This window comes from Phytopseudomonas punonensis (assembly GCF_900142655.1).
Classification (GTDB): Bacteria; Pseudomonadota; Gammaproteobacteria; order Pseudomonadales; family Pseudomonadaceae; genus Aquipseudomonas; species Aquipseudomonas punonensis.
The window spans coordinates 136,904-162,816 of record NZ_FRBQ01000009.1 but is presented as its reverse complement, the minus strand read 5'-3'; the positions used below and the strand labels follow the sequence as shown (position 1 = coordinate 162,816).

At 58.8% G+C, this 25,913-nt stretch carries 29 protein-coding genes and 1 pseudogene; 14 read left to right on the top strand and 16 right to left on the bottom strand.

Going from position 1 to position 25,913, the window contains the following annotated elements; translation table 11 throughout:
- Both BUC40_RS23180 and BUC40_RS19115 read right to left on the bottom strand, forming a co-directional pair.
- Window positions 1–275, bottom strand: a pseudogene (locus BUC40_RS23180) (transposase); the annotation flags it as partial.
- Between the two features lie 59 nt (window positions 276–334).
- Window positions 335–889 (bottom strand): hypothetical protein, encoded by a 555-nt coding sequence (locus BUC40_RS19115; protein ID WP_073267820.1) that lies wholly within the window; start codon window positions 887–889, stop codon window positions 335–337.
- A 585-nt stretch (window positions 890–1,474) separates the two neighbouring features.
- Here BUC40_RS19115 and BUC40_RS23315 point away from each other — a divergent pair.
- Window positions 1,475–1,708, top strand: coding sequence for a helix-turn-helix domain-containing protein (locus BUC40_RS23315; RefSeq protein ID WP_073267818.1), 234 nt, complete (start codon window positions 1,475–1,477; stop codon window positions 1,706–1,708).
- Here BUC40_RS23315 and BUC40_RS19105 read toward each other — a convergent pair.
- Window positions 1,705–2,796, bottom strand: coding sequence for a site-specific integrase (locus BUC40_RS19105; protein WP_073267816.1), 1,092 nt, complete (start codon window positions 2,794–2,796; stop codon window positions 1,705–1,707). The two genes, BUC40_RS23315 and BUC40_RS19105, sit on opposite strands and share 4 nt — an antisense overlap.
- 112 nt (window positions 2,797–2,908) lie before the next feature.
- On the opposite strand from BUC40_RS19105, the gene dusA reads away from it, so the two are divergent.
- On the top strand, window positions 2,909–3,904 hold the full coding sequence (gene dusA / locus BUC40_RS19100; RefSeq protein ID WP_073267814.1) for a tRNA dihydrouridine(20/20a) synthase DusA: 996 nt from the start codon (window positions 2,909–2,911) through the stop codon (window positions 3,902–3,904).
- 91 nt (window positions 3,905–3,995) lie between these two features.
- Complete coding sequence (gene tal, locus BUC40_RS19095; protein ID WP_073267812.1) at window positions 3,996–4,922, top strand: transaldolase; 927 nt, start codon at window positions 3,996–3,998, stop codon at window positions 4,920–4,922.
- Window positions 4,923–4,986: 64 nt separating this feature from the next.
- Here tal and rssC read toward each other — a convergent pair whose 3' ends face one another.
- Window positions 4,987–5,472 carry an anti-sigma factor antagonist RssC gene (gene rssC / locus BUC40_RS19090; RefSeq protein ID WP_073267832.1) on the bottom strand — a complete coding sequence of 162 codons (486 nt, stop codon included), beginning with the start codon at window positions 5,470–5,472 and terminating at the stop codon, window positions 4,987–4,989.
- An 8-nt stretch (window positions 5,473–5,480) separates the two neighbouring features.
- Window positions 5,481–6,665: a two-component system response regulator RssB gene (rssB, locus tag BUC40_RS19085; protein ID WP_073267810.1), complete on the bottom strand. Its 1,185-nt coding sequence runs from the start codon at window positions 6,663–6,665 to the stop codon at window positions 5,481–5,483.
- Window positions 6,666–6,874: 209 nt separating this feature from the next.
- On the opposite strand from rssB, the gene BUC40_RS19080 reads away from it, so the two are divergent.
- Window positions 6,875–7,174 carry a PilZ domain-containing protein gene (locus tag BUC40_RS19080; RefSeq protein WP_073267830.1) on the top strand — a complete coding sequence of 100 codons (300 nt, stop codon included), beginning with the start codon at window positions 6,875–6,877 and terminating at the stop codon, window positions 7,172–7,174.
- A gap of 88 nt (window positions 7,175–7,262) precedes the next feature.
- Here the strand turns inward: BUC40_RS19080 and BUC40_RS19075 are convergent, their stop codons facing one another.
- Window positions 7,263–7,964, bottom strand: coding sequence for an MlaA family lipoprotein (locus BUC40_RS19075; RefSeq protein ID WP_073267808.1), 702 nt, complete (start codon window positions 7,962–7,964; stop codon window positions 7,263–7,265).
- Window positions 7,965–8,165: 201 nt separating this feature from the next.
- On the opposite strand from BUC40_RS19075, the gene pcrP reads away from it, so the two are divergent.
- Together pcrP and BUC40_RS19065 are read left to right on the top strand one after the other, a co-directional pair.
- Window positions 8,166–8,843, top strand: a complete 678-nt coding sequence (gene pcrP, locus BUC40_RS19070; protein WP_073267806.1) for an HAD superfamily inactivated hydrolase PcrP — start codon at window positions 8,166–8,168, stop codon at window positions 8,841–8,843.
- Window positions 8,844–8,936: 93 nt separating this feature from the next.
- The gene (locus BUC40_RS19065; RefSeq protein ID WP_073267804.1) at window positions 8,937–9,203 is read left to right on the top strand and encodes a DUF4404 family protein; all 267 of its coding nucleotides are present in this window, start codon (window positions 8,937–8,939) and stop codon (window positions 9,201–9,203) included.
- A gap of 74 nt (window positions 9,204–9,277) precedes the next feature.
- Here the strand turns inward: BUC40_RS19065 and queF are convergent, their stop codons facing one another.
- From queF to BUC40_RS19050, 3 genes are all read right to left on the bottom strand, one after another.
- The gene (gene queF, locus BUC40_RS19060; protein WP_073267802.1) at window positions 9,278–10,105 is read right to left on the bottom strand and encodes an NADPH-dependent 7-cyano-7-deazaguanine reductase QueF; all 828 of its coding nucleotides are present in this window, start codon (window positions 10,103–10,105) and stop codon (window positions 9,278–9,280) included.
- Window positions 10,106–10,172: 67 nt separating this feature from the next.
- On the bottom strand, window positions 10,173–10,871 hold the full coding sequence (gene pyrF / locus BUC40_RS19055; protein WP_139272210.1) for an orotidine-5'-phosphate decarboxylase: 699 nt from the start codon (window positions 10,869–10,871) through the stop codon (window positions 10,173–10,175).
- An 81-nt stretch (window positions 10,872–10,952) separates the two neighbouring features.
- Window positions 10,953–11,708 carry a sulfite exporter TauE/SafE family protein gene (locus BUC40_RS19050; RefSeq protein ID WP_073267798.1) on the bottom strand — a complete coding sequence of 252 codons (756 nt, stop codon included), beginning with the start codon at window positions 11,706–11,708 and terminating at the stop codon, window positions 10,953–10,955.
- Between the two features lie 107 nt (window positions 11,709–11,815).
- Here BUC40_RS19050 and BUC40_RS19045 point away from each other — a divergent pair, with 107 nt between their 5' ends.
- A complete protein-coding gene (locus tag BUC40_RS19045; RefSeq protein ID WP_073267796.1) occupies window positions 11,816–12,781 on the top strand; it encodes a LysR family transcriptional regulator in 966 nt (321 codons plus the stop codon).
- A 56-nt stretch (window positions 12,782–12,837) separates the two neighbouring features.
- Here BUC40_RS19045 and exaC read toward each other — a convergent pair whose 3' ends face one another.
- On the bottom strand, window positions 12,838–14,358 hold the full coding sequence (exaC, locus tag BUC40_RS19040; protein ID WP_073267794.1) for an acetaldehyde dehydrogenase ExaC: 1,521 nt from the start codon (window positions 14,356–14,358) through the stop codon (window positions 12,838–12,840).
- Between the two features lie 284 nt (window positions 14,359–14,642).
- On the opposite strand from exaC, the gene BUC40_RS19035 reads away from it, so the two are divergent.
- Window positions 14,643–15,050, top strand: coding sequence for a hypothetical protein (locus tag BUC40_RS19035; protein WP_073267792.1), 408 nt, complete (start codon window positions 14,643–14,645; stop codon window positions 15,048–15,050).
- Between the two features lie 330 nt (window positions 15,051–15,380).
- Window positions 15,381–16,994, top strand: coding sequence for a malate dehydrogenase (quinone) (gene mqo, locus BUC40_RS19030; RefSeq protein ID WP_073267790.1), 1,614 nt, complete (start codon window positions 15,381–15,383; stop codon window positions 16,992–16,994).
- 92 nt (window positions 16,995–17,086) lie between these two features.
- Here mqo and BUC40_RS19025 read toward each other — a convergent pair whose 3' ends face one another.
- On the bottom strand, window positions 17,087–17,815 hold the full coding sequence (locus tag BUC40_RS19025) for an amidotransferase (RefSeq protein ID WP_073267788.1): 729 nt from the start codon (window positions 17,813–17,815) through the stop codon (window positions 17,087–17,089).
- 187 nt (window positions 17,816–18,002) lie between these two features.
- Here BUC40_RS19025 and BUC40_RS22955 point away from each other — a divergent pair, with 187 nt between their 5' ends.
- Entirely contained in the window at window positions 18,003–18,173 is a 171-nt protein-coding gene (locus tag BUC40_RS22955) for a hypothetical protein (protein ID WP_167369182.1), read from the top strand.
- 80 nt (window positions 18,174–18,253) lie between these two features.
- Window positions 18,254–18,520 (top strand): PepSY domain-containing protein, encoded by a 267-nt coding sequence (locus BUC40_RS19020; RefSeq protein WP_073267786.1) that lies wholly within the window; start codon window positions 18,254–18,256, stop codon window positions 18,518–18,520.
- Between the two features lie 406 nt (window positions 18,521–18,926).
- Here BUC40_RS19020 and BUC40_RS19015 read toward each other — a convergent pair whose 3' ends face one another.
- The 4 genes from BUC40_RS19015 to BUC40_RS19000 all read right to left on the bottom strand — a co-directional run bounded on the left by BUC40_RS19015 (window position 18,927) and on the right by BUC40_RS19000 (window position 23,119).
- Entirely contained in the window at window positions 18,927–19,826 is a 900-nt protein-coding gene (locus tag BUC40_RS19015; RefSeq protein WP_073267784.1) for an AEC family transporter, read from the bottom strand.
- Between the two features lie 136 nt (window positions 19,827–19,962).
- Window positions 19,963–20,760: a transglutaminase family protein gene (locus BUC40_RS19010; RefSeq protein WP_073267782.1), complete on the bottom strand. Its 798-nt coding sequence runs from the start codon at window positions 20,758–20,760 to the stop codon at window positions 19,963–19,965.
- Window positions 20,757–21,707: an alpha-E domain-containing protein gene (locus tag BUC40_RS19005; protein WP_073267780.1), complete on the bottom strand. Its 951-nt coding sequence runs from the start codon at window positions 21,705–21,707 to the stop codon at window positions 20,757–20,759. The genes BUC40_RS19010 and BUC40_RS19005 overlap by 4 nt, the downstream gene beginning before the upstream one ends.
- Before the next feature lie 2 nt (window positions 21,708–21,709).
- Complete coding sequence (locus BUC40_RS19000; protein ID WP_073267778.1) at window positions 21,710–23,119, bottom strand: circularly permuted type 2 ATP-grasp protein; 1,410 nt, start codon at window positions 23,117–23,119, stop codon at window positions 21,710–21,712.
- A 357-nt stretch (window positions 23,120–23,476) separates the two neighbouring features.
- On the opposite strand from BUC40_RS19000, the gene BUC40_RS18995 reads away from it, so the two are divergent.
- Together BUC40_RS18995 and BUC40_RS18990 are read left to right on the top strand one after the other, a co-directional pair.
- Window positions 23,477–24,517: a M4 family metallopeptidase gene (locus tag BUC40_RS18995; protein WP_073267776.1), complete on the top strand. Its 1,041-nt coding sequence runs from the start codon at window positions 23,477–23,479 to the stop codon at window positions 24,515–24,517.
- Entirely contained in the window at window positions 24,514–24,828 is a 315-nt protein-coding gene (locus tag BUC40_RS18990; protein WP_073267774.1) for a protealysin inhibitor emfourin, read from the top strand. The genes BUC40_RS18995 and BUC40_RS18990 overlap by 4 nt, the downstream gene beginning before the upstream one ends.
- A 12-nt stretch (window positions 24,829–24,840) precedes the next feature.
- On the opposite strand, the gene BUC40_RS18985 is transcribed toward BUC40_RS18990, so the two are convergent.
- Window positions 24,841–25,188, bottom strand: a complete 348-nt coding sequence (locus BUC40_RS18985) for a ribonuclease E inhibitor RraB (protein WP_073267772.1) — start codon at window positions 25,186–25,188, stop codon at window positions 24,841–24,843.
- 357 nt (window positions 25,189–25,545) lie between these two features.
- Here BUC40_RS18985 and BUC40_RS18980 point away from each other — a divergent pair, with 357 nt between their 5' ends.
- The gene (locus BUC40_RS18980) at window positions 25,546–25,824 is read left to right on the top strand and encodes a hypothetical protein (RefSeq protein ID WP_073267770.1); all 279 of its coding nucleotides are present in this window, start codon (window positions 25,546–25,548) and stop codon (window positions 25,822–25,824) included.
- Window positions 25,825–25,913: the final 89 nt, after the last annotated feature.

Genomic DNA, 25,913 nt, shown 5'->3' with positions numbered 1-25,913 from the left:
CCGGACTCCTTGGCAAAGTACGCGGCGGCCTTTTTTAGGATGTCTCGCTCTTCGGTCACTCGCTTGAGCTCAGCACGCAGACGACGCAGTTCGGCCTGCTGATCGTCCTCTTGCTGCCGCTTTTCCTGCGGCTTGCTGTAGCGCTTGATCCAGGCATACAGGCTGTGCACCGACATACCTAACCGCGCTGCCACTTCGGCTACAGGAAGGCCACGCTCGGTCACTTGCTTGACCGCTTCGATTTTGAATTCTTCGGGGTAACGCTGGTTGCTCATGGCACCTCCTAGTGGGCCTCATTATGAGGCTTGGAGGTGTCTACGAAACTAGGGGCGATTCACTCAAAGTTTTTGACCACCCAATAGAGCTCATAAAATCTATTTCTAGCAGAGGCGCTTGCGAGATCCAGCATGGAAAATCTCTCGCCGGTATTATTATTCAACAACACCTTGCCCTCTAAATATTTCTGAAGAAACTCTGCTTTTTCACGAATACGCTCAACCGACACATCTGATGCATATATCTGCGCACTCTCGCCAATTCCGCCCACTACTCGATTACGAGCCTCAAAATCAAGTCTCGCAAGATCTGCGCGCTTTTCTAAGATTTTCCTCCAGTATTTTCGACATCCGGCCTTTGAAATTACTGAGCCAATGCTCTTTCCTAGAACCAAAATCCCATACACATTTGAATCTAGAAAAAACATAGACCCCTTGGCTTTAATCGAAGAAGGCCTTACATCTTGAAAGCAGCCAGAAATGCGCATGGAAAGCTCTAGCGTCTGCTTCACAGACAGCATGTGTAACGGGGGTAAGCGAGAGGGGTCGAACGAAAGGAAACCAAAGCTATAGTCCAGACTTTCGCCTGGGTGGGACTCTTGCGGAAAATCCATAAACAATCCTTATCGTATAAAGGCCCTCCCTGGATGGAACATAAGATTTACAGGCTGCACACGACACCATCATGGTGCAGACATGCCTGCTTAATTAATCACAATTAAAAGCTTTGCACTTATTTCTCACCACCTCCTTTATGGGAACACCATTAGAAATACAGACACATTTGACCAACCTATCTTTATGCCCAGAAATTCACGGGCAGCCATTCTCAGAAACCATGTAAACAATGTAAAGGGGAATATTTACGCTACAGCATCCAGAAAAGATACTCGTTAATGCGGAAAACCCAGCAAAAACTACCATTCAAAGGATTTAACCATTCGCAGAAATTTTCAATCAACGCAGCCCTCCCAGGCAAAAAAACAGAAATTAATGACCATTACTAGCCATAACAGACGCCCACAAAAAACAAAGAGCATCCTTTGAGAATACTCTTTATTGAAAATAATCTATTGACGGATTTGACGAAAAGCTTATAGGTTATATTTACACCCCAAAGCCACTGACGTGTACGGGATGTACAAAAAAGATGCTAACGCACAAAGGTCATGACGACCCGCGTCGGCTGAGCAAAATCAATGGAAAACGAAAGAAACGCGCTGGCAAAAACCCTGGGCCTTATGACCGAGAATGACCTAGCTCTTATTGCTGACGTATCTGTAGAAACTATTGATGACTGGCGAAGGCGCGGTAATGGGCCAACATACTCAACAATAGGCCGAGCGTACTACTATGACATAGCTGACGTTCGCGACTTTATCATTTCAAGAAAGAAAGAGAAAAGTCGCGAAGGAATGATTAGAGCTCTTTAAGCACCTTGGGTCTTTGTTGACTGTTTGCCTAACAGATCTTCAAAGGCCCTATGTACATCTTTTGCTTTGATATGTGTATACCGCTTTAACATCGCCCAATCTTTGTGGCCACTAATCAGTGCTACTTGCTCTATCTGCAAGCCAATGGCAAAGAAATTACCGATAGCGGTGTGTCGCAAGTCGTGAAAATGCAGGTCTACAATTTCAAGCTTCTTGCAAACACGCGTGAACGAAGAGCTGACCGACTTAGGATCGTAGTTAAACACCCTTCCCGACTTTCTGTTGCCAATATGTTTAATGGCAATATTCCATGCAGCCGGCATCAACGGTACAACCTGATCGTTGCTAATTTTTTCTTCCGGATGCTTTCGATTTCGGATGACAACAGTCTTGAGCTCAAAGTCTATGTCCTCAATCAAGATGCCACAGATTTCAGACTGCCGCATTGCCCCCGCAATGGCGAACTGGATCAAATCAACCATAGGTATTATTTGCCGGCCTGCCTTTCTGATGTACTCGGAATAAATGCTTTTCAGCTCTCTCTGAGTGGGTTCACGTTCCCTGCGCTTGCTCCGAGTGCTAACACCTCTTCGCCCTAGAGCCCCTCGAACCTCATTAGCCATACCAGCGTTAATGTTGTACATCTTTACATCTCTGGCCCAATGCAGAATGGTCGAGATGTAGGACAGATCTCCAGCAATCGTAACGCCCGAAAGAAATGTGCCTGCCTGGGTCTTAACCTTCAATCGCTTGGTAACGAACTCGTTCAATACCAGCACCGACATATCCGACATCAGAACATTAGCGAACTCGCGCTTCAGCCTCTGGAGTGACGCCCTCTTGTTCTTACCATGCGGTTTGATCGGGTCTGTTTCTTCGACGTACTTATCAACAAAGTCTGCAAAGGTAGACCCCTTGGGCGTGGAGGCACTGCCAGTTTTTCTGATGCTCTCGATTTTCAATTCAGTATCGGAAGCCCACCGTTTTGCATCAGCCAGCTTGGCGAAGGTCTCGCTTAGCTGCCTGTGCCCCTTCTTCCTGACAATCGCACGCCATCTGCCGCTATCCATTTTTACAAACGTGGCCATGGGAACACTTCCGGTACAATTGACGATACGCAGATCATACGCTGTTCATACGCTACCGGAACACTACCGGAACACTGAGATTCAAATCGTCCATTATTTGAGCGCCTAATGCATGACTAAAATTCATTTAAATCAACAACTTATATCTAGGCGTTTTAGCGTAGCACCCATGATGGATTGGACTGATCATCATTGCCGCTATTTCCTACGCCAGCTGTCACGGCACGCGCTCCTGTACACGGAGATGGTCACCACTGGCGCATTGCTGCATGGCGATACCCGGCGTTTTCTGCATTACGACGAGGCTGAGCACCCGCTTGCGCTGCAGCTGGGCGGCAGCAACCCGGCGGATCTGGCTGCCTGCGCGCGCCTTGCCGAGCAGGCCGGTTACGATGAGGTGAACCTGAATGTCGGCTGCCCGAGTGACCGGGTGCAGAACAATATGATCGGCGCCTGCCTGATGGCCCATCCGGCGCTGGTCGCCGAGTGCGTCAAGGCAATGCGTGATGCAGTGAGCATTCCCGTCACCGTCAAGCACCGCATCGGTATCGATGGGCGCGACAGCTACGAGCAACTCTGCGATTTCATCAGCCAGGTGCGCGACGCCGGCTGCCGCAGCTTCACGGTGCATGCGCGCATTGCCATCCTGTCCGGCCTGTCGCCTAAGGAAAACCGCGAAGTGCCGCCGCTGCGTTACGACATCGCCTCGCAATTGAAGCAGGACTTTCCCGATCTGGAACTGATCCTCAACGGCGGCATCAAGACACTCGAAGCGTGCAAACAACATCTGGAAACCTTCGATGGCGTAATGCTCGGCCGTGAGGCGTACCACAACCCGTACCTGCTGGCGGAGGTCGACGGGCAGCTGTTCGGCAGCGAACGTGCGCCAATGAGTCGGCACGAAGCCATGTTGGTCATGCGCCCGTATATCGAGCGGCACATGGCGGCTGGCGGCCTGATGCACCATGTCACGCGTCATATGCTCGGCCTCGCCCAGGGCTTCCCCGGAGCCCGCCGCTTTCGCCAGTTATTGTCTGCGGATATCCACAAGAGCGATCAGCTGCTGGCCATTTTCGATCAGGCAGCAGACCTGCTGCAGGGGCGTTAGCCGCTCACCACAAACCCGCTGTAGTGCCACCAGTTGAGCGGCAACCGAGGCTCAGGTAAGGTCGTGGCACCCGAATCGACAAGGCCGTGACATGACCTCCAAGCTGGATCAACTCAAGCAGTTCACCACTGTGGTTGCCGACACCGGCGACATCGACGCTATCGCCCGCCTCAAGCCGGTCGACGCCACCACCAACCCGTCTCTGCTGCTCAAGGCAGCCTCCCTGCCGCGTTATGCAGAGCTGCTCAAGCAGGCCGTCAGCCTCAGCAAAGGCGACGTCGACTTGGCCAGCGACCGTTTTGGCGTGACCGTCGGGCGGGAAATCTTGCAGGTGATCCCAGGGCGCATTTCCACCGAAGTGGATGCCCGCCTGTCCTTCGACACGCAGGCGACCCTGGGCCGCGCACGCCGCCTGGTCGAGCTGTATGAAGAAGCGGGCGTCAGCCGTGAGCGCATCCTGATCAAGATCGCCTCGACCTGGGAGGGCATCCGCGCCGCCGAGCAACTGGAAAAGGATGGCGTGCAAACTAACCTCACCCTGCTCTTCTCGTTCGCCCAGGCGCGCGCCTGTGCCGACGCCGGCGCCTTCCTGATCTCGCCGTTCGTGGGCCGCATCTACGACTGGTACAAGAAAGCCGAGGGCCGCGATTACGTTGGCGCCGAAGATCCAGGTGTGCAGTCGGTTGCGCGCATCTATGACTACTACAAGGCGCAAGGTCACAAGACCGTGGTCATGGGCGCAAGCTTCCGCAACATCAGCCAAATCGAGCAGTTGGCCGGCTGTGACCGCCTGACCATCAGCCCAGATCTGCTGCAGCAACTGGCCGATGACAACGGCACGCTGGAGCGCAAGCTCAACACCGAGGTTTCCGGACAGAGTGAAGCGCGCATCAGCGAAAGCCTGTTCCGCTGGGACATGAACGAAGATGCCATGGCCACCGAGAAACTGGCCGAGGGCATCCGTCAGTTCGCCCGCGACCAGGAGAAACTGGAAAAGCTGCTGGCTGCCAACAGCTAATCCGGCAGAAACGAAAAAGGGGCGCCGATTCTGTCGGCGCCCCTTTTTTATGACCGCAACAGGATCATGGATGCTGTTCGAGCGCGCTCACCAAGTCATGAAAAGCCGCACGATTCGACTCGTTCAGGCCCATCAGAATGCGATGCGCTTCCAGCACATGGGCGCGCACTACCTCTTCGGACTGATCCTGCGACGGCAGGTCGGCCAGGCAATTCGGGCACTCGTAGGGCTGGTCGATGATGTTGAACACCTGATCGAAGCCCATCGACTGCAATAGTCGCGTGATGTCGGCGTGCGTGGTCACCACAGTCGGCAACAGCCCCACCTTCTGCCGCGACAGAATCGACAGCTTGGCCAGCAGCCCCAGTGTGGTGCTGTCGATGCTGCGCGTTTCCGTCAGGTCGATGACGATGGCGGAAAAATTCAGCGCGGTGAAAATCTTCTCGATCGTGGAGTCCAGCGCCGAACACAAGGTCAGGCGCACTTCGCCGATGAACTTCAGGACAAAGGTGCCATCCTGTTCGGCAAACTGGATTCTACCGGGGCTTATCCCAGGATTCATGCAAGGTTCCTGCTTAACACCAGCAAGGCAATATCATCCGGCATCTCCGCCAGATCCGCCAGTCCAAACACGCTACGCAACCCATCCAGGGTTCCACCTGCCTCGCTCACCAACTTGGGCAGCAAGGCTTCTTTTTCCTGCAGGGTATCACCGGCCAGCAAATCAAGAATGCCATCAGACAACAAAGTCAGGCTGAACGACTCGGGTAGGTCGATTTCAAGGTTGTTGTACTCGGCCTCCTTGAACAGACCGACCGGCAAGCCGCGGCCTTCCAGATAATGCGCCTGGCCACCGGTATACATCACCGGCAACGGCAAATGACCGCCAATGCTGTAGGTCAGTCGATTGGTTTCTTCGTCGATCACGCCGCCGAGCATGGTCACATGCTTGCCTAGCTTGCAGTTGATCAGGCCACGGTTGATATGGCTGAGCACGTCGGAGGGCTTGAACTCAGGCAGCATGCCGTTGCGCCGCGACTCATAGAGCAGGCGCGTGGTCATGAACTTGAGCAGCACGGTGACGAAGGCCGACGAGGCACCATGGCCGGAAACGTCCGCTAGGTAGAAGGCCACGCGACGTTCATCAACACGGAAGTAGTCAACGAAGTCACCGGACAGGTAAAGCGATGGGATGATCTGGTGGGCGAACGACAGGCCCTCGTCTTCCCACGGGGTAACCGGCAGCATGTTCATCTGCACCTGGCGCCCGGCGTTCTGATCCTCCTGAAGCAGATGCAAGCTAGCCTGCAGCTCGCGGTTGGCGGTTTCCAGCTTCTCGCGATAGCGCTCGTTTTCCTGACGCAGCTGCACACGATCCAGTGCTCGATGCACCGAATGCTCGAGCACGGCAATATCTTCAAGTGGCTTGATCAGGTAATCGGCAGCACCGAGGCGCAAGGCTTCAACGACGTCAGTCATCACGCCGGCGCCGGAGACCACGATGATCGGCGCGGAAATTTCCAGCGCGTTGATACGGCGGATCAGCTCGAGACCATCGACTTGCGGCATGCGCAGGTCGCAAATGACCAGGTCTGGCCGTTCACGCTCGAACACTTCGAGACCTTGCAGGCCGTTGCTGGCGAGCAGGATGTTGAAGCCGCTGTCTTCCAAGTAGGCTGCAATGCTGGCGCGGACGACTTCGTCGTCATCGATCAGCAGCAACGTGGCACTGGTTTTGTGCATGGGGTGTCCAGGCAAACTGCGCCGGGGATGGTTAGCGTAAACGCAGCCAACAACCTGCGCGGGTACACGGTTCGCGTCAAGGCGCAGACGGTACTCCCATCCTCAACGCGATTCAACAGGCGCCGTTGCCGCCGAGCGGCTTTACACCTTAAATGGCCGAGGGTTATAAGAACTGCAACAAAGCCCCGACCTTCAATGAGGATAGCTTGATGAGCCAGAATGATCGTGATTACACGGAAAAGCGCGATTACATTCGCATGCGCCTGGAGACCCAGGTAACGCTTAATCACGGCGGCCAGTCGGTTCCAGCGCTGTGTCGGGACCTGTCGAGCACCGGTATGCAGATCGAAGCGCAATGCCAGGCGCAGGTCGGCGACAGAGTGAGCGTGCTGATCCCCTCGAGCCATGACTCGCTCAAGGGGCTGGAAACCGAAGCGGAAGTGGTCCGGGTAACTGACCTGGGTGATGGCCGGCAGGTTCTTGGCCTTGCCGTTACCTCGATGAGCTGAAACAAGCGGTAACGTGATGGAGCCAGGCTTCATCACGTGCGTGAACGGCTACTCGCTTGCGCTTGCAGGTAGCCGCCCTCCTCTGTGTTTAGAAATCGTCTTCGACGTTGCCATCGTTTACGCGGAACTCACGGTTCTGCAGGTAGGCGTTGCGGATGAAGATGTACTTATCACCGCTGATCATGCGCTCGGCGTCCAGCAGGCTGGCGCGGGTGTCGACGACGTTGATGCCGCGCACGACGTTGCGTGTCGGCACATGATCCATATAGGGATAAGGCGTCAGGTAGCTGTCCGGAATCTTGCTTGGCGCATCGCGCAGCGAGCTCGGCCCGAGCAATGGCAAGACCAGGTAAGGGCCAGCGCCAACGCCCCAGACGCCAAGGGTCTGCCCAAAATCTTCGTCACTGCGCTGCAGGCCCATGCGGGTGGCCACATCGAAGAAGCCCAGACCGCCCAGGGTGGTATTGAACAGGAACCGGCTGGTATCCACGCCCGCATCGTGCACCTTGCCCTGCAGCAGGTTGTTGGCCAGATTGCCGACCTCCCACATGTTGCGAAACACGTTATGCACGCCGGTTTCCACGAATTGCGGAGTCACCTTACGATATCCTTGAGCCAAGGGCTTGAGGGCGTAGGTGTCAACGGCATCGTTGAAACGAAAGATGGGACGGTTGAATGACTCCCACGGGTCTTCCGTTGCCGCCTGACCTGCAACCGGCAGGGCCATCAGGCCGGCACACGCCAGCACACGCCCAAGGCTTGCGATCCAACAGGGTCCAATCAAACGCATTGCAGTTCTCCTAAGCTCATCAGCGCGCTCTGTCCGGCGGCAGCGCCGTAGTATAGAGCCGTACGCGGCCAATAGGCAGCGCCTCGACGCCTGGCCGACGGTCAGTGTGAGCCAGCTCATGCAACCGGGCGTCTGAACGTCATGGAATCGTCACATTGGCTTGTCATGGTTGAAGCGATACTCGCCAAGGACTGACATAACATGCCTCAGCCAGCGTTTTACCCCGCCAGCGCCTCTTTCACCGCTGTGCTGTTCGGCCTTTCCGGATGCCTGGTGGACTTCGGTGCACGCAGCAGCTCGACAAGTGGCCCGCGCCACCTGGCACTGGTGCGCGAACACGGCAACGCTGCGCGCCAACCGGCCACGACTCAGGAGCTCGATAGTTTCGCTGAGCCCACGCCGGGTGCACTGAGCACGTTGCGCAGCCTGCACGACCAACGCGTGCCCTGCGCCTGGCTGGATGAACTGCCTGAAGCCGTATCGCACAAACTGGCCAGCCGCCTCCCCGACTGGCTGGCGGCCTCACCCGCCTGCACACAGCGCGCCTGGCCGGCACCGGATGCCTGCTGGCAAGCCCTGGCGGCACTGCAGATCGAACGACTGGAAGGCTGCGTGCTGGTCAGCGGTGAACCGCGCCTTATACAGGCGGGACTCAATGCAGGACTGTGGACCGTTGGCCTGGCTGCCTGCGGCTCACTGGCAGGCCATGCACTCGCTGACTGGCAGGTGCTCGACGAGGTGCAACGCGAGCGTTTGCGCGCCGATGCCACGCTCGCGCTCTATCGCATTGGCGCTCACTCGGTGATCGATCAGCTCACCGACCTACCCGCTTGCCTCGAGCACATGCACATCCGGCGCAGCAAAGGCGAGAAACCCTAACCCCTTTGCTGAGCTAGGCTAGATAAGACGTACTGACCTTTCGTCGCGCTGCACGGTCAATTGTCTTGCCTATTAAGAGAGAGGGAGAGCGCCATGCCTGCGAACCATCTGCAGCAGCAATTGGAAGAGCTGCGCAAGCAACTGGTCGAACATCCGCCGGAAAACGAAGAAGATCGCGAGTCGCTCGAGCTCATCGCACGCGACATTGAGCTACAACTGGCCGCGCAACCGGTAACAACGCCGGACGCCTCGCTGGTTGATGGGGTCAACCTGGCGGTGGAGCGCTTCGAGGTGAGCCATCCGACCCTTGCCGGAAGCTTGCGCAATATCATGCAGACGCTGGCCAATATGGGTATCTGACCCGGAAGCGACAAAAAAACCAGCCATTTCGGCTGGTTTTTTGTGTCTGCCCAATCTGTTGAGCTGCCGTAAGCCTACTGCCTGACCAAACGCAGATTCTGCGGCACCTCGGCCAAGGTGGTGCGATACGGATTGATGTCCAGGCCACCGCGGCGCACATAGCGCGCATACACCGTCAGGTACTCGGGCTGCAGCAGCTTCTGCAGATCCAGAAAGATGCGCTCCACGCACTGCTCATGGAAATCCGCGTGCTGGCGGAAGCTCACCAGGTAGGCCAGCAGGCTAGCTGGCTCAAGCGCGGCGCCCTTGTACTGAACGGCCACGCTACCCCAGTCCGGCTGACCGGTGACCGGGCAATTGGATTTGAGCAGATGGCTGTGCAGACTCCCCTCGACGATGATTGCCGGGTCACAACGCAACAACTCCGGCTGCGGCGCAGCGTAATTGCTGATGCTCACATCCAGCTCGTCGACACAAAGGCCAGGCAATGCGGCCATGCCCTCAACGGCCACTTCGTCCAGGCTGCGCACCCTGACGCCGACCGGTTTGCCGGCAGTGGCCGACAGGTCCTTCTCCAGCACGCTGATCAGCTCCTGCGCACTAGCAAACACCGACTGGTTCAGCGAGTTGAGGTACAGCTTGAACGACTTGGACTCGATGATGTGCGGCGAATCGGCAGGCACGGAGAACTCGCCAATCGCCACCACTGGCTTGCCGGACGGCAGCAACCAGGACAGCTCGAAGCAATTCCAGTAATCCACACCGCGGTACGGCAGCGTCTCAGCACTCAAACCCAATTCGGCCCATTTGGTGGCACGAGGGATGGGAAACAGCAATTCGGGCGAGTATGTGGCGATGTACTCGCTGCTCTTGCCCAGCGGCGAATGTTCCACGGAATTCATGAGGTTTTACCTGCAAAACAGCGAATGCAGCGGCTGAATTACCGCCGCATGAAAAACAATGGGCTAATCAGCCCAGCTCTGCGACCAGCTTTGCCAGCGCAGCAGCAGGATCGGCCGCTTGGCTGATCGGGCGGCCGATCACCAGATAATCGGAACCGGCGTCCAGCGCCTGGCGCGGGGTGAGAATCCGCCGCTGGTCGTCCTGCGCACTGCCTGCTGGACGAATGCCTGGGGTAACCAGCTGCAAACCCGGCTGCGCTGCTTTGAGCGCAGGTGCTTCGAGGGCCGAGCAGACCAGGCCGTCCATACCGGCCTTGTGAGCCAGCGCAGCCAGGCGCAGAACCTGCTCCTGCGGCTCGATATCCAGACCGATACCAGCCAGATCCTCGCGCTCCATACTAGTCAGAACGGTCACACCAATCAGCAGCGGCACCGGGCCATTGAAGCTATCGAGCACTTCACGGCACGCGCTCATCATGCGCAAGCCGCCGGAGCAATGCACGTTGACCATCCATACACCCATTTCCGCTGCAGCCTTGACGGCCATCGCGGTGGTGTTGGGAATGTCGTGGAATTTCAGATCGAGAAACACCTCGAAGCCGCGATCACGCAGGGTTGTAACGATGTCCGATGCGCAACTGGTGAACAGCTCTTTACCGACCTTGACCCGGCACAGTTTCGGGTCGAGCTGATCGGCCAGCGCAAGCGCGGCCTCTCGGGTCGGGAAATCCAGGGCGACGATAATCGGTGTCTGACAAACGGACATGAAGTAACTCTCGAGCGGGCCAAATTCGGCGCGCATTGTAGCGCAAGCCAGCCGCGGTTGGCGGCACTCCGGCTGCGGACATCAGGTCCGCAGGCCAAGCATCACTGCGCAGACCAGCAAGAAAACCGTGAACAACATCCGGAGCAGGCGCTCCGGCAACGCGTGAGCCAGGCGTACACCCCAGCTGATGCTGAGCAACCCGCCGATGGCCAGTGGAATCGCTAGCGCCCACTGCACGTGGCCATGCAATGCGTAGGTGACCAGGGTCACGCCGGTACTCGGCGCCGCGAGTGCCAATGAAAGCCCCTGTGCGATGACCTGAGAGGTGCCAAACACGCTGGTAAGAATAGGCGTGGCAATCACCGCCCCGCCCACGCCAAACAGGCCGCCCAAGAGCCCAGAGCCACTGCCAAGCACGGTCAGCCACGGCCAGGGATGGCGAAGCTGGCCCGAGGCCGCAGGCGGGCGCATGAACATACGCAACAGGTTATAGAACGCCAGCGCGACTAGAAAGCCGACGAAGGCGAGGCGCATGGCGTCGGGGTCAAGGTTGACCGCCCAACTTGCGCCAAACAGCGCGCACACAAAGCTGCTCAGGGCCAGTGCCAACGCGTGGCGTAGATCGATCCGGTTGCGCTGGTGATAGCGCCAAAGCGCCAGCAACACGTTCGGCACTACCATCACCAGCGCAGTACCTTGGGCAAGCTGCTGATCGAGGCCAAACAGCACACCAAGGGCCGGAATCGCGATCAGACCACCGCCGATGCCAAACAGCCCGCCAAGGGTGCCGAGCAGCAGGCCAAGCACGATATTCAAGGCAAACGCGAGCACATCCATGATTCATCTCATTCAACGGGATGCGCGCATGCTACCCAACAGTGCGATGGATGGGTAACGCACAGCCCGGCATAATGGCTGTGCGAACGACGCATAGCGAGATAGCCATGAATCCCGATGCCCTCACCGACCAGCTCAGCCTGTTTCTCGATGTACTGGAAAGCGGCAGCTTTTCCGCCGCGGCCCGTCTGCACCCGCTCACGCCCTCGGCGGTCTCACGGCGCATTGACGCGCTCGAGCGCTCGCTCGATTGCCACCTGTTCAGCCGCAGCACCCATGCGGTGCGCGCAACACCGGCTGGATTGGCATTTGCCGAGCGCGCCCGGCGGATTCTCGCCGAACTGCACCTGGCCCGCGCCGAAGCGGTGTCGCTGAGCAGCGCGCCGGAAGGTTTGATTCGCATCGATGCGCCGGCGCCGTTTGGCCGCCGCCATCTGGCACCAGCTATTGCCGATTTCCTCACCGCTTATCCGGGGCTGGACGTGCAGCTGCGCCTGATCGACAGCTTTATCGACCTGCATGGCGCCCACCTTGGCGAAGTTGACCTGGTACTGCGCATCGGTCCGCTGGCCGACACACGCCTGGTGGCGACGCCGCTGTCGCCGATGATTCGTGTGGTCTGCGCCAGCCCCGCCTACCTGGAGCGCCACGGTGTGCCGCGTACGCCGGCGGAGCTGCTGGAACACGACGGTTTGGACTGGGATGGCCTGGCACCGGCCTACGCATGGCGCTTCGAGAACGGGGGCAAGCTTGCGGTGTACCGCCCTCGCCGCCTGCGCATGACCGCCAATAACGCCGAAACCTTGGTATTCAGCGTACTGGCGGGCCTTGGCGTGGCTCACCTGCCGACCTGGCTGGTCAGCGAATACTTGGTGCGCGGCGAGCTGGTGGCGCTGTTCTGCGACAACGGCCTGCCGGAACCGGAGCCCAGCGGCATCTACGCACTGCGCCTGGAGCGCGATACCGATTCGCGCAGCCGCCTGCTTCTGGAGTTTCTGAAAAGCCGCTTCGGACCTGTGCCACCTTGGGATCTACCGCTGAAGAGCGCCCTGCAACGCGGCGCTAGAGGCTGAGCCACACAATAAAAAACGCGGCCGAAGCCGCGTTTTTTTATCGGATCGCACTACTCCTAGAAAAAGCCCAGCGGGTTGATGTCGTAGCTGATCAGCAGGTTTTTGGTCTGCTGATAGTGGTCGAGCATCATCTTGTGGGTTTCGCGCCCGACCCCGGACTTTTTGTAGCCGCCAAAGGCAGCGTGCGCCGGGTACAGGTGGTAGCAGTTGGTCCATACGCGCCCGGCCTTGATGCCGCGGCCCATGCGGTAGGCGCGGTTGATGTCGCGCGTCCACACGCCGGCGCCCAGGCCAAACTCGGTGTCGTTGGCGATCGCCAGGGCTTCGGCTTCGTCCTTGAAGGTGGTCACGCCGACCACCGGGCCAAAAATTTCCTCCTGGAACACGCGCATCTTGTTGGTGCCCTTGAGCAGGGTCGGCTGGATGTAATATCCGGTCGCCAGGTCGCCTTCGAGCTTCTCGGTGGCGCCGCCAGCGAGCACTTGAGCGCCTTCGTGCTGGGCAATCTCCAGGTAGCTGAGGATCTTGTCGTACTGCTGCTGGGAGGCCTGGGCGCCGACCATGGTCTCGGTGTCCAGCGGGTTGCCGCGCTTGATGGCCTTGATCTTCTTCATCACCTCGTTCATGAACGGCTCGAAGATCGACTCCTGCACCAGCGCCCGCGACGGGCAGGTGCACACCTCGCCCTGGTTGAAGAACGCCAGCACAAGGCCTTCTGCAGCCTTCTCGATGAAGGCCGGCTCGGCCTGCATGATGTCTTCGAAGAAGATGTTCGGCGATTTGCCGCCCAGCTCCACAGTACTGGGAATGATGTTGGCAGCCGCGCATTTCATGATGTGCGAGCCGACCGGCGTGGAGCCGGTAAAGGCGATCTTGGCGATGCGCGTGCTGGTGGCCAGCGCTTCGCCGGCTTCACGGCCGAAGCCCTGAACGATATTGAGCACGCCCGGCGGCAGCAGGTCGCCGATGATCTCGGCCAGCAGGGTGATCGACAGCGGCGTCTGCTCGGCAGGCTTCAATACCACGCAGTTGCCGGCAGCCAGGGCCGGGGCCAGCTTCCAGGCGGCCATCAGCAGCGGGAAATTCCAGGGAATGATCTGCCCGACCACGCCCAGCGGCTCGTGAAAGTGATAGGACGCGGTGTGCTCGTTGATCTCCGCCGAGGTGCCTTCCTGGGCGCGGATGCAGCCGGCGAAGTAACGGAAGTGATCGGCGGCCAGCGGCACGTCGGCGTTCAGGGTCTCGCGCACGGCCTTGCCGTTGTCCCAGGTTTCGGCGACGGCCAGCAGCTCGAGGTTGGCTTCGATGCGGTCAGCGATCTTCAGCAGGATTAGCGCGCGATCCTGCACTGAGGTCTTACCCCAGGCATCAGCCGCGGCATGGGCGGCGTCCAGGGCCCTGTCGATGTCCTTGGCGTCCGAGCGCGGGAACTCACCGATGGTCGAGGCATCGACCGGGCTAGTATTGGTGAAGTACTGACCACCCACCGGCGCGACGAACTCGCCACCGATGTAGTTGCCGTAGCGCGATTTCAGGGTGACGACGGCACCTGCGGTACCGGGTTTGGCATAAATCATGTCAACGACCTCTTTTATTGTTGGGCATGTCCTCTGAGGCGAGAGACAGGCCATGGTTCGATTCTGTCGCTTCGGCAGCACACTCACCGCTGAATTGCCGTCAACCGGCATGGCAGAGCCTGCGGCTGCCGAGCTGCTATCAGGGTAGACGCCTTCCTCGCTTTTCGCTGCTCGCCGCAGAACCGCTGCGATTGCCTGACTATGCGCCTCCTCCGGGAAGATTGCGTGAACATTGCCAGTACGCGGGCAGTCACCTGATCACACGGGATAATCAGGAGACCGACATGAACAAGATCACAGGATCCGCATTACTGCTTGCCGCCCTTTTCAGCGCTGGCGTCCAGGCGGATGACGATGGGATGTCTTTGCAGCAGCAACGCGACAAGATCGGCGACGAGATGGTTCGCGAGCGCACTGGCACTCCACCTGCTGACATGAATGGCACCGGCCAATCGACCACCGATCAACAGCAACAACCGCTGCAACAGACGCCGCGCAGTACACTCAACTCGCCTGCCCGGCAGAATGGCACCGGCAACGAGTCGGGCACAGACAACAGGCGCCAGCCGTCGAATAACGCGCCGGCAACCGGCAACCAGACCGCTCCGAGCACGCAAGGCAGCTCCACCGCACCCGCGACACCGGGAACCGGTGGCGGCAGTCAGGGTGTAGGCGGCGCCATAAGCCAGTAAGGCGAGAATCCGCCACTTAAACAGCCATTACAGCCTATGGGAGGCGAAAACTCGCCAATCGGCGAGTGAGATGGCGAGCCAGATATTGATCCAGAGCACTAGTTAGCTGACTAATAGTTACGTAGGCATGGATTTTGCCTTTTGAGGCAGCCTGCGACGAAAGCGCGCAGATGAAAGTAAATGCCGGTGCTTCAAAAAATCACCGGAACTGGCCGGTTTCGCAGAACGAAACCTGGCGACATGCAGCGTACGCGTTCGCTCCCTTATCGGCAGTGTTTTGCGCGTCGACCCTGTTGCCATGCAATCACATCACTGAAATGGTCTGTCTAAATGAAAAAACTCCTGCTGTCCTTACTGTGCTTGAGCGCGCTCGGCTGCGCCAAGCAGCCTGAACCGGAAAAATCCGTGGACGTCCTGCTGATCGGCGGGGGCATCATGAGTGCAAGCCTTGGCACCTACCTCAATGAACTGGAGCCAACCTGGAAGATCGATCTCTACGAGCGCCTGCCCGCGGTCGCCAGCGAGAGCTCGAATGCCTGGAACAACGCCGGTACCGGTCATTCGGCTCTCGCTGAGCTGAACTACACCCCGGAAAAAGACGACGGCACCATCGACATCAGCAAAGCTGTGACGATCAACGAGTCCTTCGAGATCTCCAAGCAGTTCTGGGCCTACCAGGTCGAGCAAGGCGTGCTGAAAAACCCGAAATCGTTCATCAACAACGTGCCGCACATGAGCTTCGTGTGGGGCGACAAGAACACCGAGTTCCTGAAGAAGCGCTATGAAGCGCTGCAGCACAGCTCGCTGTTCCGCGGCATGGAGTTCTCCGAAGACCCCGAGCAGATCAAGCAGTGGGTACCACTGGTGATGGAAGGCCGCGAGCCTGGCCAGAAGATCGCAGCCACACGTATGGAGATCGGTACCGACGTCAACTTCGGCGAGATCACCAACCAGTTGCTGAACAACCTGTCGCAGAAAAAGGACGTGTTCAACGTTCACGTGCAGCATGAAGTTCGCGATATCACCCGTGCTGACGATGGCACCTGGAATGTCGTCGTGGCCGACCTGGCAAACGACGAGAAGCTGAGCACCGTCAATGCCAAGTTCGTGTTCATCGGTGCCGGTGGTGGCGCGCTGAAGCTGCTGCAGAAGTCCGGCATTCCGGAAGCTGAAGGCTATGCAGGCTTCCCGGTTGGCGGCTCTTGGCTGGTCACTCGCAACCAGGACATCGTCCAGCAGCACCAGGCCAAGGTTTACGGTATGGCGTCGGTCGGCTCGCCGCCCATGTCGGTTCCGCACCTGGACACTCGCGTGATCGATGGCCAGAAAGCGCTGCTGTTCGGGCCATTCGCCACCTTCTCCACCAAATACCTGAAAAATGGTTCGCTGCTGGACATGTTCGGCACCATCACCACCCACAACATCTCGCCGATGGTCAATGCGGGTATCGACAACTTCTCGCTGAGCACCTACCTGATCGGCCAGCTGATGCTCAGCCAGGAAGACCGCATGCACTCGCTGCGTGAGTACTTCCCTGAAGCGCAGGACAAGGACTGGGAAATGCTGCAGGCCGGTCAGCGCGTGCAGATCATCAAGAAAGACGCTGAGAAAGGCGGCATCCTGCAGTTCGGTACCGAAGTGGTCAGTGCTGAAGATGGCTCCATCGCGGCTCTGCTGGGCGCCTCGCCTGGTGCCTCCACCGCTGCGCCGATCATGCTTCACCTTATGGAGCGCACCTTCAAGGACAAGATCAAGACGCCAGAGTGGCAGGCCAAGCTGAAGGAGATCATCCCCTCCTACGGCCAGAACCTGAACAACAACCTGGAACTGACCAACCAGACCCGCGCCTGGAGCAGCGAGCGTCTGCAGTTGAAGTTCGTCGAGGTCAAGCCGGAGCAGGCACAAGCCGAAGACGCCCCGCAGGCTGAAGCCGAAGCACTTTAAGACACTTCGCAGGCGCCTCCACGCAAGGCGCCCTGCCGAAACGAAAAACGGCCCTCACGGGCCGTTTTTTATGCGCAGTTTTTATAGGGCAATCAGGCGTGCTGAGCCGACTTGCCATTGGCCACGAAGCGCAGCATCCACTCACCCACCGTACGCCCGTGGTGATCTTCATGCAGGGTGCCGACCGCCGCACGGTATGTGGTTTCACCGATATGCTGCTGGCGGATGTCCAGCAACGCGCGGGAATACTCGGGCACGAACTCCGGGTGGCCCTGAAAGCACAGCACCTGATCACCGATGCGGTAGGCCGCATGGGCGCAGAACGGGCTGGTGGCCAGCAGCGTGGCATTTTCCGGCAACCGGGTAACCTGATCCTGATGGCTGATCAGCAGCGTCAGCTCATCCAATGCCGGCGTCATCCACTCTGGCTGCTCGGTCAACTGATAGCGATGGATGCCCACGCCCCAGCCGGCACTAGCGCGCTCGGCCTTGCCGCCAAGCAGCAGCGCGAGCAACTGATGACCAAAGCAGATGCCTAGCAACTTGTCACCAGCTCGATAACGCTCGAGCAGATAGGCCTTGAGCGTTTCGATCCAGGGGTCGTTGGCGAACGAATCAGCCTTGCTGCCCGTGACCAGGTAAGCATCGAAGCGTGAGTCGGCGGGCGGGTAATCGCCCTGCATCACGTTGTATACGTGGAAACTGGCAGGGATGGCCTGGCCGGCGAAGAGACGTTCGAACATCTTGCCGTAGCCCTGATACTGGTCGACCAGCTCGGGACGCAGGATGTCGGTTTCCAGAATGCAGATCTGCAGCGACATGGAGGTACCTAAGAAATAACGAAGCAGTCAAAGCCTGCCTGTGCTGGTGCATCAAGGCAAGAGGCATGCCGCGATCCGAGTCATCAGCAGATTCGATAGCCGCCATAACTGGCATTTACTTCCGCGTCTGAAGAGCTGGGCCGATGATTGCTCCATCGGCCAGCCGGCCTACTGACGAGCACAGCCCATGCACAGCCAAACCATTCGCTACGCACGCAACGGCGCACTGGGCGCCATCGCGCTTTACCTGACGATCGCCCTGCCCCTGCTGGCCGTGAGCATGAGGCACCCCACCCAACCTGTGCCAACGGTGAGCGCTACGGCAGCGGCTGCACCGAGCCAGGGCAGTTTTAGCTGAACCCGAAGCGAAACGCCGGACTCCAACAACTGGTGCCTGAAAACGGGCGCGATCTTCCTATTCAGTAAAGGAGTTCCACGATGCTCAAGAAGACCCTGACTGCCCTTACCGCCGCTGCCGCCATGAGTGCAGGCGTCGCCATGGCTGACCGCCCGGGCGCTGACTGGATCAGCATCGAGCAGGCGCTGAGTAGCGCCAAACAAGCTGGCTTTACCCAGATCCACAAGATCGAGGCAGACGATGCCGGTTACTGGGAAGGTGAAGGTACCAAGCAGGACAACCGTCTTTACGAATTCCGTGTCGACGGCAAGAGCGGCAAAGTCATCCGCGAGCAGCTTGACGACTGATTGAACCACTGTAGAAAGCCGGCCCAAGTGGCCGGTTTTTTGTGAGCGCCGTTAGCTCCGACGAACGGTCATCTACTGCTTTTCAGCCGCTACAGCTCCCGCAGCGTCTGGCTTCAGGGTTCTACAGAAATAGAGAAGGGTTCCATATCCTTGCCGCTGGCTTTGAACCCTTTTAGAAACAAACCGATCTATAAAATTTGATCACTCGCTCTACAGTCAATTTATAGCCGTCGGGATTTTGCCGAGGCACTGGGGACCAAGCGTTAATAACGGCCCACCACAACAATCAAAAAGGCAGACGGCCATGTTCAACAAACCGAAATTCCGCCAGGCGGGGCTGATTCTATTCGCTACCGCCGTATTGCTGATTCTCCCTAATCTGAACCGGATGATCGGTTGACCGCGGTCAGTTGACCCGCGGCATCCACCACGCCAGGATCAGCGGCAGCCAGCCAATCGCCAACAGCGTCGAGCACATCACCAGGCTCGCGACCTGCTCGGGCGAACGATTGGCACGTATCGCAAACAGATAATTGAATACTGCCACTGGCATAGCCGATTGCACCACCAGCACGGCGTGCGTCAACGGCTCCAATCCCATTGCCGCACCGATGCCCCAGCCGGCGGCAGCCCCCAGCATGATACGCAGCGCTCCCAACACCAGGCCTGAGCCCAAGTGATGCAGGCGAATGCTGGCCAGGGAAACGCCAAGGGTCAGCAGCATCAAGGGAATGGTCATGCCGCCCAGCAGGCCAACGGTATTGGCTACCCAGCGCGGCAACTGCAAATTCCAGAAGATCATCGGCAAAGCCACCACCAGGCTGATCATAATCGGGTTGCGCAGCAGGTTGCCTAGCAGCTCCCTGGTAGACGTGGCACGACCAGACAGCGCCACGCCAACGCTGAACTGCATGATCGATAGCGTCAGGAAGAACGCTACACCCAGCGCCAGGCCATGTTCGCCAAAGGCATACAGGCTGATGGGCAGGCCCATGTTGCCGGTGTTGGGAAACAGGAATGCCGGCACCAGTACCTTCCACTGCTGGCGGAACAGGCGACTGAACAGCACGCCGAACAACCCCATGCAGGCGGTAACCAGCACGCAGCCCAACGCCATGCTAGTGAAGGCTTCAGGATCGAGTTCGGTGCGGCTCAGGGTGGCCAGCACAAGGCTCGGCGTACCGATGGTCAAAACCAGACGAGCGATGAACTCGGTGGGATAAGCCTGGCCACTGCGGGCCCACGCATAGCCGATGCCCGAGACGATGATCACCGGCGCCAGAACCGCAAACAATTCGGCCAGCATGCCCTCTCCCTTCGAAAAAAGTGGCCATGCTAGAAGTGATCGTCACTGTACCGCAAGCGACGTTCGCACGAACGGGGGTCATGCTGCCCCGCACTTACTCTACGCGGCGAAACCTACCGGCACTGCCCTCTCCTGCTCACTGAGCCTGAACGCTGATCAGTGGCTCGACGTCTACCTGCGCCATCATCCGCTCGCAGCCACCGCCACGACGCATGCCGCGTACCGGGCAGGCATCCAGATAATCTAGGCCGATTGCCAGTTTCAGATGGCGCTCGGGTCTGGACAGGCAGTTGGTCACGTCAAAGCTGTACCAGGCGTCATCCAGCCAGGCCTCGGCCCAGGCATGGCTGGCCAGGTGATCCTGATTGTCGGTGACCAAGTACCCGGACACGTAACGCGCCGGTATACCCAAGCTACGCGTGCAGGCGATGAATGCGTGGGCGTGATCCTGACAAACGCCTTGGCGCCCGGCGAAGGCTTCAGCAGCACTGGTGTCCACCACAGTGATGCCGGGCTGGTAGCGAATGTGATCGTTGAGGCCATGCATCAGGTCGATCAGCGCAGTACGATCACGCCGCCTGGCGCATTGCTTCCAGGCGAAATCACGCAGCGCTGTGTCAGCCTCGGTCAGCCGGGTAAAGCGAAGGAATGGCAGCGCCGACAGACTGTCGTACTCGGCATCGCTGAATTCATCAATCTCGACCTGCCCCTGAGCGCCGATAATGATCGACTCATGGGGTTCGTCCAGCGTCAGCACATGCAGGATGTTGCCATAGGGATCGAGCTGCGCGCGCACCGGTCGAGGCAAGTCCAGCTGCCAGCTGAGGATCTGCTGGCGAGGGCTATCGTGCGGTGTGAGGCGCAAATACTGGATGCTGGCACGTACCTGATCATCATAGTGATAGGTGGTGTTGTGGCGGATGGACAGTCTCATGCGACCTCCAGATAGGACGTGTGGATGGCGCTGCCAAGTTGATGGATCTGTTCGATGAAATCGGTCAGCCAGGCGTGTAGCCCATCTTCCAGCACCTCATCGATACTGGTGTAGCGCAGCCGTGCATTGAGCTCGGCGGCCAGACGCTGGGCCGGGCGGCCACTGTCACCAGGCAGGCCGGCGAGCATCTGATAGAGCTCATCCATGCAGGCACTTAATGAACGTGGCACCTCGCGGCGCAGCAGCAGCAACTCGGAAACCTTACGGGCGCCAGGCGAGCCGCGGTAAACCTCGGCGAACGCCTCGAACGACGATAACGCGCGCAACAAGGCGCTCCACTGGTAATAGCTGTGGGCCGGTCGCCCATCGAGATCGTCGACGTCCTCGCCGAGCAACTCGTAACGTGAATCGAGCAGACGCAAGGTGTTGTCGGCACGCTCGATAAAGGTGCCCAGGCGAATGAAACGATAAGCCTCGCCACGCACGATGGTGCCGAAGGCCGCGCCACGAAACAGGTGCGAGCGCTCCTTAGCCCACTCACAGAACCGGCTGATGCCGTAGCGGCCAAGCCCCTGCTCGGCGATGCCGCGAATTTCCAGCCAAGTGGCGTTGATGTTTTCCCACATGTCCGCGGTGATGCGCCCACGCACCGCGTGCGCATTGCTGCGTGCAGCACTCAGGCAGCTGTAGATGCTCGCGGGGTTCTGCGCATCCAGCGCGAAAAAGTGCAGCATGCGTTCGGCGTGCAGCGCACCGTGGCGTTGCTGGTATTCCTCTAGCGTGCCGGTGATCAGCAGTGGCATAGCCAGTTCATCAAGGCCGTCGCGACGGCCGTCTTGGGGCATCAGTGACAGCGAGTAGCTGACGTCCAGCATACGCGCCAGATTTTCCGCACGCTCCAGATAGCGGGACATCCAGTAAAGGTCAGAGGCGGTTCTCGATAGCATGCTCAGTCCTCCACCACCCAGGTGTCCTTGGTACCGCCGCCCTGCGACGAATTGACCACCAGCGAGCCCTCACGCAATGCAACACGGGTCAACCCACCTGGCACGATGCGGGTCTCCTTGCCGGACAGCACGAAGGGTCGCAGGTCGATATGTCGTGGGGCGATGCCGTTCTCGACAAAGGTCGGGCAAGTCGACAGGCACAGCGTCGGCTGCGCGATGTAGGCATCGGGCTTGGCGATCAGCCGCAGCCGGAACGCCTCGATCTCGGCGTTGCTGGCAGCCGGCCCGACGAGCATGCCGTAGCCGCCCGAACCCTGGGTTTCCTTGACGACCAAATCCTTGAGGTTGGCCAGCACGTGGGACAGCTCGTTGGGCTTGCGGCATTGCCAGGTTGGCACGTTCTTGAGGATTGGCTCTTCATCGAGATAGAAGCGGATCATCTCGGTGACGTAAGGATAAATCGACTTGTCATCCGCCACGCCGGTGCCAATGGCGTTGGCCAGCACCACATTGCCGGAACGGTAAGTCGACAGCAGCCCGGGCACGCCAAGCATGGAGTCCGGATTGAACGCCAGCGGGTCGAGAAAGGCGTCGTCCAGACGGCGATACACGACATCGACCTGCTTGGCGCCTGCCGTGGTGCGCATAAACAGCTTGTCATCACGCACGAACAGATCGGCGCCCTCGACCAGCTCTACACCCATTTCCCGCGCCAGAAATGCATGTTCGAAATAGGCGCTGTTGAAGCGCCCGGGCGTCAGCACCACCACCGTCGGGTTATCCAGCGGGCTGGAGCCTTTCAGGGTGTCGAGCAACAGGCTCGGGTAATGATCGATGGGCGCGATGCGCTGGTTGGCGAACAACTCGGGGAACAAGCGCATCATCATCTTGCGGTCTTCGAGCATGTAGCTCACACCGCTGGGGGTGCGCAGGTTGTCCTCAAGTACGTAATAAGTGCCGTCGCCATCGCGCACAAGGTCGACGCCGGCGATGTGCGCATAGAGGTCGCGGTGCAGGTTCAATCCCTGCATCGCCATCTGGTAGCCCTCGTTGGTCAGCACCTGTTCGGCGGGAATCAACCCGGCCTTGATGATGCGCTGGTCGTGATACAGATCGGCGAGAAACATGTTTAGCGCCTGCACCCGCTGGATACAGCCCCGCTCGACGATGCGCCATTCACTGGCCGGAATGCTGCGCGGAATGATGTCGAAAGGAATCAGTCGCTCGGTACCCTGAGCATCGCCATACAGCGTAAAAGTGATGCCGGCACGATGAAATAGAAGATCCGCCTCGCGGCGACGCTGATCCAGCAGGTCTTTCGGGGTGTCCTGCAGCCAACGAGAAAAGGCCTGGTAATGCGGGCGACAGGCGCCATCCGGCAGGTGCATCTCATCATAAAAGGTGCGGGTCATGCTGTACTCCTTGCAACCCAGTTCAACCCGTACGCTGCAAGCGCCGAGCCATCGGTACTATTCCTTTGAATTCAATGACTTACTTTTATAACGACCCAGTAACGCACCATCATGAAGCACGATTACAGTGCACAGGCACGGCGTCTGCGCGATCTGCTGGCATTGCAATGCAACTTGCAGAGCGGCATGCCCGATAAAGCTCAGACAAACGAGGCGGCAAAGCATTGCACTTTTCTGTCAGCCTCCTTTCTCCAGAAATGTCGATACGGCAGCAACCTTGCCGGCGCGTTGCGTTCCCACTTGTAGGAGGTCAGGCATTGCCCTGGCCGACATGTATCCTCGAATAAGGAACGCACGATGAATAGCCTGATACCGCCCTACATTTTGGATCGCATCATCGGCCACGGCTCGGATCGTCAGCGCGACTGCGCGCGCAATACCCTGCAGCATGTCAGCTCGCTGCGGCGCAACCACGACAAGCCTCGCCTCAGCACTCTGCAAGCTCGTCAGGTTATGGACGCTGGGCAACCTGAGCGCAGCATTCATGACGCCGAGGAGCAGACCCAGCTGCCAGGGAAATTGGTACGCGCCGAGGGCCAGGCGGCTTCCGGTGATGAAGCTGTCGACGAAGCCTATGAGACACTCGGCGCGACCTACCGGTTTTTCTGGGAGGTGCTCGGCCGCCATTCCATCGACGGTAACGGCATCGCGCTGATCGGCACCGTGCATTACGGCCAGCGCTATGAGAACGCCTTCTGGAATGGCGAACAGATGGTCTTCGGCGACGGTGATGGCGAAATCTTCAATCGCTTCACCATCGCCCTGGACGTAGTCGCCCACGAGCTGACCCATGGTGTCATCGACAGTGAGGCTGCACTGGTTTATGCCAACCAGGCCGGCGCGCTGAACGAGTCGTTATCCGATGTTTTCGGCATTCTCACCAAGCAATACGCATTGCAGCAGTCTGCCGCCCAGGCGGACTGGATCATAGGTGCCGGTCTGTTGAGCGAGTACGTCAACGGCAAAGGCCTGCGCTCGATGTCCGAGCCCGGCAGCGCCTATGACGATCCGCTACTGGGCAAGGATCCGCAGCCAGGCCACATGCGCGACTTCGTTCAGACCCGCGAGGACAACGGCGGCGTGCACATCAATTCGGGCATTCCCAATCGTGCCTTCTATCTGGCCGCAGTGGCCTTGGGAGGCAACGCCTGGGAGAAAGCCGGGCTTATCTGGTATGACACCTTGTGCGATGAACGCCTGGCCAATGACGCCGAGTTCGTCGACTTTGCCCGCCTGTGTGTGGATCGCGCCGCACAGCGCTTCGGCCAGGGCTCGCCCGAGGTCGATGCGGTTACAAAGGCCTGGAGTGACGTGGGAATAGAGGATGTTCAGCCATGAACAAACTACCGCCGTTGAGTGATGAGGCACTGGTTCGCATATCCCGCCAGGGCGGCTTTGCAGCGATTGCGGCGCTCAGCCGGCCGCGCGAAATTGATTTCGCCCGCTGTGATCCGCAGCAGCGTGGCCAGGTCTGCTCGCTACTCGAAGCCTGCCTGCCGATAGCCAGTGATCAAGCCGGGCAAGGGGATCAGCGCTTCTACCGCATCGAGTTGCAGACATGCGCACTGCGTACGCAGGAGATGGTCTTGAACGTTCCCGAGGAGCAGGCTCCTCGGGATCTGGTGGTGCTTTGGGAGAAAGGACTGTAGCGAAGGTTGTGGCTAATCCTGGCGGCTGGCACGGCTCAGTTGCTGGGTAACACCCCAGCCGTCGAGTTCACCGCCAAGGGGAATCACCACCGACTCCATGTCCTGCGAGAAATCGCCAATGCCGGCTGGCGTGACGTGCATGACCTTGCTGACCTGCAGGTACCAGTCACCTTCATCACGCTCGGTAACCAGTGCGTGCAGGCTTTCACCGCGAAAGTTGTGCGTGGCCTTCAAGGCACACGCCTGATCGGGGAAAATCGCATAGAACTCGATGGGGTGAACGCTGGCGAAATCGAATCCGCCTTCCTTCATTCGACGCAAAATGCCGCTACCAACATCTTCGTGCAGAATCGTGCTCATAGTTGATCTCCATCGGACGAGGAAATTGATACGCCGCGCGAGCGGCTATCTGACTCAACATGCAACACACGGCGCACCGTGATGACTCTTGGGCCGGAGCCCTGGTACGAGCAACTGTGGCACCAGCATGAACTGGTATGAAGAAGCGTGCCCGACTCAAGCAGCACGCTCTCAGAGAATAGACCGCCGCACGCGCCAGGTCATCAAACTATCTTTACATTCGGCAACTCGTCGGCCTGCCACGCCACAGGTTGGTGGCGTGCTATACCCGAAGATGAAGCCACGCTCGGCTGGCGGCATGTTTCGACCAAGCATCATCGTGCTGCCTGCGCGGGCCATCCATACGAGGTATCAGCCATGAGCACCTTGCAATGCAACTACCGCGACCATCACATCAGCGCCGAAGTCATGGAGCATCCAGGCATTCCTACGCCCTGGGCAGGCGGCTGCCGCATTATCACGCCTGACGGCCGAACCACGCGGCGCCTGTCGCTGCCGTTCAACGGCGCCTTTCTCGCTGACCTGACCAAAGCCCAACAGGCCTCGATTGCCCACGGCAAATGGCTGGTCGATCAGTATCTGAATAAAAGCCGGGATCTTTTTCCCGAAAGTGTGGCCAAACGCCACGCAGCATGAGACTGCGACGAAAGGCCTGCATACGCAGCGGGCCTTTTTACTGATCCCCCGGCATGCAAATGCCCTGATTCAATCGGTCTCATGCCTCA

Bases quoted from the DNA above. Each gene is read 5' to 3' on its own strand.
- rssB (WP_073267810.1), bottom strand. From the start codon at position 6,665: ATGCACAAAACCAGTGCCACGTTGCTGCTGATCGATGACGACGAAGTC.
- BUC40_RS19005 (WP_073267780.1), bottom strand. From the start codon at position 21,707: ATGCTATCGAGAACCGCCTCTGACCTTTACTGGATGTCCCGCTATCTG.
- BUC40_RS22955 (WP_167369182.1), top strand. From the start codon at position 18,003: ATGCACAGCCAAACCATTCGCTACGCACGCAACGGCGCACTGGGCGCC.
- BUC40_RS19050 (WP_073267798.1), bottom strand. From the start codon at position 11,708: ATGGATGTGCTCGCGTTTGCCTTGAATATCGTGCTTGGCCTGCTGCTC.
- BUC40_RS19080 (WP_073267830.1), top strand. From the start codon at position 6,875: ATGAGCCAGAATGATCGTGATTACACGGAAAAGCGCGATTACATTCGC.
- BUC40_RS23315 (WP_073267818.1), top strand. From the start codon at position 1,475: ATGGAAAACGAAAGAAACGCGCTGGCAAAAACCCTGGGCCTTATGACC.
- BUC40_RS19015 (WP_073267784.1), bottom strand. From the start codon at position 19,826: ATGCTGGCCGAATTGTTTGCGGTTCTGGCGCCGGTGATCATCGTCTCG.
- BUC40_RS18985 (WP_073267772.1), bottom strand. From the start codon at position 25,188: ATGAGCACGATTCTGCACGAAGATGTTGGTAGCGGCATTTTGCGTCGA.
- BUC40_RS19065 (WP_073267804.1), top strand. From the start codon at position 8,937: ATGCCTGCGAACCATCTGCAGCAGCAATTGGAAGAGCTGCGCAAGCAA.
- BUC40_RS19045 (WP_073267796.1), top strand. From the start codon at position 11,816: ATGAATCCCGATGCCCTCACCGACCAGCTCAGCCTGTTTCTCGATGTA.
- queF (WP_073267802.1), bottom strand. From the start codon at position 10,105: ATGAATTCCGTGGAACATTCGCCGCTGGGCAAGAGCAGCGAGTACATC.
- BUC40_RS18990 (WP_073267774.1), top strand. From the start codon at position 24,514: ATGAACAAACTACCGCCGTTGAGTGATGAGGCACTGGTTCGCATATCC.
- BUC40_RS19010 (WP_073267782.1), bottom strand. From the start codon at position 20,760: ATGAGACTGTCCATCCGCCACAACACCACCTATCACTATGATGATCAG.
- mqo (WP_073267790.1), top strand. From the start codon at position 15,381: ATGAAAAAACTCCTGCTGTCCTTACTGTGCTTGAGCGCGCTCGGCTGC.
- BUC40_RS19000 (WP_073267778.1), bottom strand. From the start codon at position 23,119: ATGACCCGCACCTTTTATGATGAGATGCACCTGCCGGATGGCGCCTGT.
- dusA (WP_073267814.1), top strand. From the start codon at position 2,909: ATGACTAAAATTCATTTAAATCAACAACTTATATCTAGGCGTTTTAGC.
- BUC40_RS18995 (WP_073267776.1), top strand. From the start codon at position 23,477: ATGAATAGCCTGATACCGCCCTACATTTTGGATCGCATCATCGGCCAC.
- tal (WP_073267812.1), top strand. From the start codon at position 3,996: ATGACCTCCAAGCTGGATCAACTCAAGCAGTTCACCACTGTGGTTGCC.
- BUC40_RS19025 (WP_073267788.1), bottom strand. From the start codon at position 17,815: ATGTCGCTGCAGATCTGCATTCTGGAAACCGACATCCTGCGTCCCGAG.
- BUC40_RS19075 (WP_073267808.1), bottom strand. From the start codon at position 7,964: ATGCGTTTGATTGGACCCTGTTGGATCGCAAGCCTTGGGCGTGTGCTG.
- pcrP (WP_073267806.1), top strand. From the start codon at position 8,166: ATGCCTCAGCCAGCGTTTTACCCCGCCAGCGCCTCTTTCACCGCTGTG.
- BUC40_RS19035 (WP_073267792.1), top strand. From the start codon at position 14,643: ATGAACAAGATCACAGGATCCGCATTACTGCTTGCCGCCCTTTTCAGC.
- BUC40_RS19105 (WP_073267816.1), bottom strand. From the start codon at position 2,796: ATGGCCACGTTTGTAAAAATGGATAGCGGCAGATGGCGTGCGATTGTC.
- pyrF (WP_139272210.1), bottom strand. From the start codon at position 10,871: ATGTCCGTTTGTCAGACACCGATTATCGTCGCCCTGGATTTCCCGACC.
- BUC40_RS19020 (WP_073267786.1), top strand. From the start codon at position 18,254: ATGCTCAAGAAGACCCTGACTGCCCTTACCGCCGCTGCCGCCATGAGT.
- exaC (WP_073267794.1), bottom strand. From the start codon at position 14,358: ATGATTTATGCCAAACCCGGTACCGCAGGTGCCGTCGTCACCCTGAAA.
- BUC40_RS19115 (WP_073267820.1), bottom strand. From the start codon at position 889: ATGGATTTTCCGCAAGAGTCCCACCCAGGCGAAAGTCTGGACTATAGC.
- BUC40_RS18980 (WP_073267770.1), top strand. From the start codon at position 25,546: ATGAGCACCTTGCAATGCAACTACCGCGACCATCACATCAGCGCCGAA.